The organism is Kitasatospora putterlickiae (genome assembly GCF_039527695.1).
Classification (GTDB): Bacteria; Actinomycetota; Actinomycetes; order Streptomycetales; family Streptomycetaceae; genus Kitasatospora; species Kitasatospora putterlickiae.
Genome location: NZ_BAAAKJ010000346.1, coordinates 5,662 through 10,393, shown reverse-complemented (window position 1 = coordinate 10,393; position 4,732 = coordinate 5,662). Strand labels below are relative to the sequence as shown.

The window sequence follows — 4,732 nt, the reverse complement described above, 5'->3', positions numbered from 1 at the left end:
GCGCAGCGGGCCGCCCTGGTCGCCTGCGCGGTGGACCGGGCGGAGGACGCCGTCGAGGTGGTGGCCCAGGTGCCCGTCACCGGGCTGCCGCCGCGCTTGCCGGTCGGACCGGCCCGGGCACGGGCCAGGGCCGGACCGGTCAGGGCGCCGGTGGCGCCGACGGACGAGGACGCGCGGGCCGCGCTGGGCGATACCGGCTGGATCGGGGGTGGCTCATGAAGCTCACGGCGAGTCCTCGTCGGTGGGCCCGTCCGCCCGCCGCGCCGCCCGCCTCGCCGCCTCCCGTCCCGGCTCCCGTTCCACCGTCCGGGCCGCCGCCTCGGCNNCGCCGTCGGCCGCCTCGGCAGCCGCCTGGGCCGCCTCCGTCGGGTCGGGCACGTGCGGTGGCGTGGCCCGCCCACCCCCGCCGGAGGGGCCGGACGGTCCGGCTGCTCCGTCCGGCCCGGTCCCTGCGGCGACCGGGGGAGCACCGGCGAGCAGCACGTCCAGCAGCCGGACCGCGGCCGCCTTGTCCAGCGGGTCGTTGCCGTTGCCGCACTTGGGTGACTGCACGCAGGACGGGCATCCGCGCTCGCACTCGCAGGCGGCGATCGCCTCCCGGGTGGCGGTCAGCCACTGCACGGCCCGCTGGAACCCGCGTTCGGCGAAGCCGGCCCCGCCGGGGTGGCCGTCGTAGACGAACACGGTGGGCAGCCCGGTGTCGGGGTGCAGCGGCACCGAGACGCCGCCGATGTCCCAGCGGTCGCAGGTGGCGAAGAGCGGGAGCAGGCCGATCGAGGCGTGCTCGGCGGCGTGGGCGGCGCCGGGCAGCTGGTCGGGCGGGATGTCGGCGTCGAGCAGCTGGTCCTCGGTGACCGACCACCACACGGCCCGGGTGCGCAGCGTCCGGGGCGGCAGGTCGAGCTTGCTCTCGCCCATGATCTCGCCGGTGGAGATCCGCTTGCGGAGGTAGCCGACCACCTGGTTGACCACCTCCACCGAACCGAAACTGAGCCGGCCCTCGCCCCAGTCGACGGTGGTGTCGGTGGAGAGCACGGAGACGGAGGTGATGTCCCTGGCGGCGGTCGTGTAGGGCGGGTCGGCGGGTTCGACCAGGGCGACCGAGCCCTCCAGGTCGAAGTCCTGGACCAGGTAGGTGCGGCCCCGGTGAAGGTGGACGGCGCCGGTGTGCACGGTGGTGTGGGCGGCGGAGGCGTCCACGGTGCCGAGCAGCCGGCCGGTCGGCGCCTCGACGATCTGCACCGGGCTGCCGCCGCTGCCCCGCAGGTCGACGGCGTCGGCGGCCCGCTCGCGGCGGGTCCAGTACCAGGTGTCGCCGCGTCGGCGGAGCAGTCCGCGCCGCTCCAGCACCGGCAGCAGCGGTGCGGCCGAGGGGCCGAACAGCTCCAGGTCCTGGTCGGTGAGCGGCAGCTCGGCGGCGGCCGCGCACAGGTGCGGGGCGAGCACGTGCGGGTTGTCCGGGTCGAGCACGGTGGCCTCGACCGGGGTGGCGAACAGCGCCTCCGGGTGGTGCACCAGGTAGGTGTCCAGCGGGTCGTCCCGGGCGATCAGGACGGCGAGCGCGCCCTGGGCCTCGCGCCCGGCCCGGCCGGCCTGCTGCCAGAGCGAGGCCCGGGTGCCCGGGTAGCCGGCCATCAGGACGGCGTCCAGGCCGGAGATGTCGACGCCCAGTTCGAGGGCGGAGGTGGAGGCGAGGCCGAGCAGTCGGCCCGATTGCAGCTGGCGTTCCAGGGCCCGGCGCTCGTCGGCCAGGTAGCCGCCGCGGTAGGCGGCGACCCGGTCGGCGAGCGGGCGGGGGAGCTGGTCCTGGGTCTGCAGGGCGACCAGTTCCGCGGCCCGCCGGGAGCGGACGAAGACGACGGTGCGGGTCTCCCGCTCGACCAGGTCGGTCAGCAGGTGGGCGGCCTCGGCGGTGGCCGTCCGGCGGACGGGCGCGCCGTGCTCGCCGACGTTCTCGGTGAGCGGGGGCTCCCAGAGCCCGAAGACCATCGGACCGCGCGGGGAGGCGTCCTCGCTCACCGCCTCGGCGGGCAGGCCGGTGAGGCGGAGCGCGGTGACGGCCGGGTCGGCGGTGGTGGCGGAGGCGAGCAGGAAGACGGGCGAGGAGCCGTAGCGGGCGCAGATGCGCCGCAGCCGGCGCAGCACCTGGGCCACGTGCGAGCCGAAGACGCCGCGGTAGCCGTGGCACTCGTCGACCACGACGTAGCGCAGGGTCTTGAGGAAGGAGGACCAGCGGGCGTGCGCGGGCAGGATGCCGCGGTGCAGCATGTCCGGATTGGTGAGGACGTAGGACGCGTACTGGCGGACCCACTCGCGTTCCTCGGGCGGGGTGTCGCCGTCGTAGAGGGCGGCCCGGACCCGGGGCGGGGCGAGTTCCGCGGCCCGGCGGCGCTGGTCGGCGGCGAGCGCCTTGGTCGGGGCGAGGTAGAGCGCGGTCGCGCCCCGGCCGTTCCGCGCCTCGGTGCCGTCCAGCAGGTCGGAGAGCACCGGGCCCAGGTAGCCGAGGGACTTGCCCGAGGCGGTCCCTGTGGCGATCACCACAGATTGACCGGATTTGGCCAGGTTCATCGCCTCGGCCTGGTGGGCCCAGGGCTGCCGGACACCCATGGCCTGGGCGGATGCCGTGATCTCGGGCCGGATCCAGTCCGGCCACGGCGCATAACGGGCGGGCCGGGCGGGAAGGTGCTCCGTATGGGTGAGCCGGTCCGACCGCCCTCGGGTGGTGGACAGGGTCGTGAGCAGTGCCTCGGGCAGGCTGTGACGCGGCGGCATGAGGACCCAGTGTGTCACCGGCGTGACGGAGAATCGTCCTAAGCCATCGTGCGGGCATGGTCGCAGGTGGTTGAATGTGGCCGTGACGGCCGTACGGCCGGGGGTCGCAGCGCTGAGGCTTGCCACGCACTGGCTGGGTGTGCCCAAAGCTCGCGACCATGCGGTGACGGCCGTCCGGCCGAGGATCGCAATGACGTAGCAAGGCAAGGTGCTGGAGGTTCCGTGGACCTGTCCCTGTCGACCCGTACAGTCGGCGACCGCACGGTCGTCGAGGTTGGCGGCGAGATCGATGTGTACACCGCCCCCAAGCTGCGCGAGCAGCTGGTCGAGCTCGTCAACGACGGTAGCTACCACCTCGTCGTCGACATGGAGGGCGTGGACTTCCTGGACTCCACCGGCCTCGGCGTGCTGGTGGGCGGTCTGAAGCGGGTGCGTGCCCACGAGGGCTCGCTGCGCCTGGTGTGCAACCAGGAGCGCATCCTGAAGATCTTCCGGATCACCGGTCTGACCAAGGTCTTCCCGATCCACAACTCGGTGGACGACGCGGTCCAGGCGACCGACTGATTCGCAGGACCGACTGACCCGGCCGGGCCGGCCGTCGTGGCCGGTCCGCCCGATCCCTATGCGTCCGGGGGGCCGGGGCCTCGCGCCCCGGCCCGTCCGGCCGCCCCAGGGCCGGTCGACACCGGCCCGCAGGGGCCGTGAGCCCGGCCCCGGTCGGAGCACCCCGAGGGGGAAGAGATGGCAACCGTCGAACTTCGATTCAGCGCGCTCCCCGAGCACGTGCGGACGGCCCGGCTGGTCGCCGCGGCAGTCGCCAGACGGGCCGGGGTCGACGAGTCGGTGCTCGACGAGGTGCGCCTCGCCGTCGGCGAGGCGTGCTCCCGCGCGGTCGGTCTGCACCGGCGCGGAGACGTCAAGGGCGCGGTGCGGGTCGCACTCATCGACCAGAAGAAGCGTTTCCTCATCGAGGTCGAGGACGAGGCCGGCCTCGACACCGTCCCGTCCGCCGGTGCGGCGGACGGCGCCGAGCCGGACGAGGACGCCCTCGGTCTCGCGGTGCTCACCGGCCTGGTCGAGGACCTGGAGGTCACCGCCGGTGCCGGTGGAGGCCTGATCCGGATGAGCTGGCCCGTCTCGGCGGACGCGCTCGCGCTCTGACCGGGAGCGGTACGGACCGGAGCGGCGCTGACCGGAGCGGTGGACGGGCGGGAGACGGCCCGGGCGGGAACCGGGGGTCGAACGGCGGACGTGTAGGTTCGCAGTTCGACGACCGAAACCGAAAGGGCTTCTCCCGGTGAACAAGCGACTGCTGGCCGTACCCGTGCTCGGGGCGCTGCTCGCGTTCGGCGCCGTCGGCTGCGGCGACGACAACAGCAAGCAGCTGGAGTCCTGGGCGGCGAACGTGTGCGGCGCGGCCAAGGACCCGATCGCCCAGGCGCAGACCGCGCTGGCGGACACCGCGGAGGTGAAGACCGGCGAAGCCCCGGGCGACCTCCAGAAGCGCCTCTCGACGGACATCGGCCGACTGGCCAAGACCAACCAGGACATCGCCGCGGCCATCGACGGGGCCGGAGCCCCCAAGGTGGACGACGGCGCGACCCTGCAGAAGGACACCGTCGCCGAGCTCAACAAGGCGGCCGACGGCTACCTCGACATCCAGAAGAAGCTGGACGAGCTCGCCAGCGACGACCAGTCGAAGTTCGCCGACGGGCTGCGCAGCGTGGGTGACCAGATCCGGCAGCTGTCCGCGCTCTCCACGCAGGCGCAGAGCAAGCTGCAGCGCGGCGAGCTGGGAGCGGCGATGGCCAAGCAGGAGGGGTGCAAGCCGGGTTCGGCGGCCGCAGCCCCGACGGCCGGCTCGACCGGCGGCGCGGCGTCCACCGGCACGCCCACCAGTACGCCCACGGACACGGCCACGGCGTCCGCCACGGACGCCGCGAGCCCGGCGGCGGGCGAC

At 74.4% G+C, this 4,732-nt stretch carries 5 protein-coding genes; 4 read left to right on the top strand and 1 reads right to left on the bottom strand.

What is annotated here, in order from left to right:
* The coding region (locus ABD308_RS32230; protein ID WP_344342982.1) for a hypothetical protein at positions 1-219 on the top strand (219 nt) is incomplete at its 5' end.
* 3 nt (positions 220-222) lie between these two features.
* Here the strand turns inward: ABD308_RS32230 and ABD308_RS32225 are convergent.
* Positions 223-2,772 carry a DEAD/DEAH box helicase gene (locus ABD308_RS32225; RefSeq protein ID WP_344342980.1) on the bottom strand — a complete coding sequence of 850 codons (2,550 nt, stop codon included), beginning with the start codon at positions 2,770-2,772 and terminating at the stop codon, positions 223-225.
* A gap of 222 nt (positions 2,773-2,994) precedes the next feature.
* Between ABD308_RS32225 and bldG the strand changes: the two genes are divergently transcribed.
* The 3 genes from bldG to ABD308_RS32210 all read left to right on the top strand — a co-directional run.
* Positions 2,995-3,336, top strand: a complete 342-nt coding sequence (bldG, locus tag ABD308_RS32220) for an anti-sigma factor antagonist BldG (protein WP_344342978.1) — start codon at positions 2,995-2,997, stop codon at positions 3,334-3,336.
* Positions 3,337-3,513: 177 nt separating this feature from the next.
* Positions 3,514-3,933 (top strand): ATP-binding protein, encoded by a 420-nt coding sequence (locus ABD308_RS32215; RefSeq protein ID WP_344342976.1) that lies wholly within the window; start codon positions 3,514-3,516, stop codon positions 3,931-3,933.
* Between the two features lie 136 nt (positions 3,934-4,069).
* On the top strand, positions 4,070-4,732 hold a 663-nt coding region (locus ABD308_RS32210; RefSeq protein WP_344342974.1), incomplete at its 3' end, for a small secreted protein.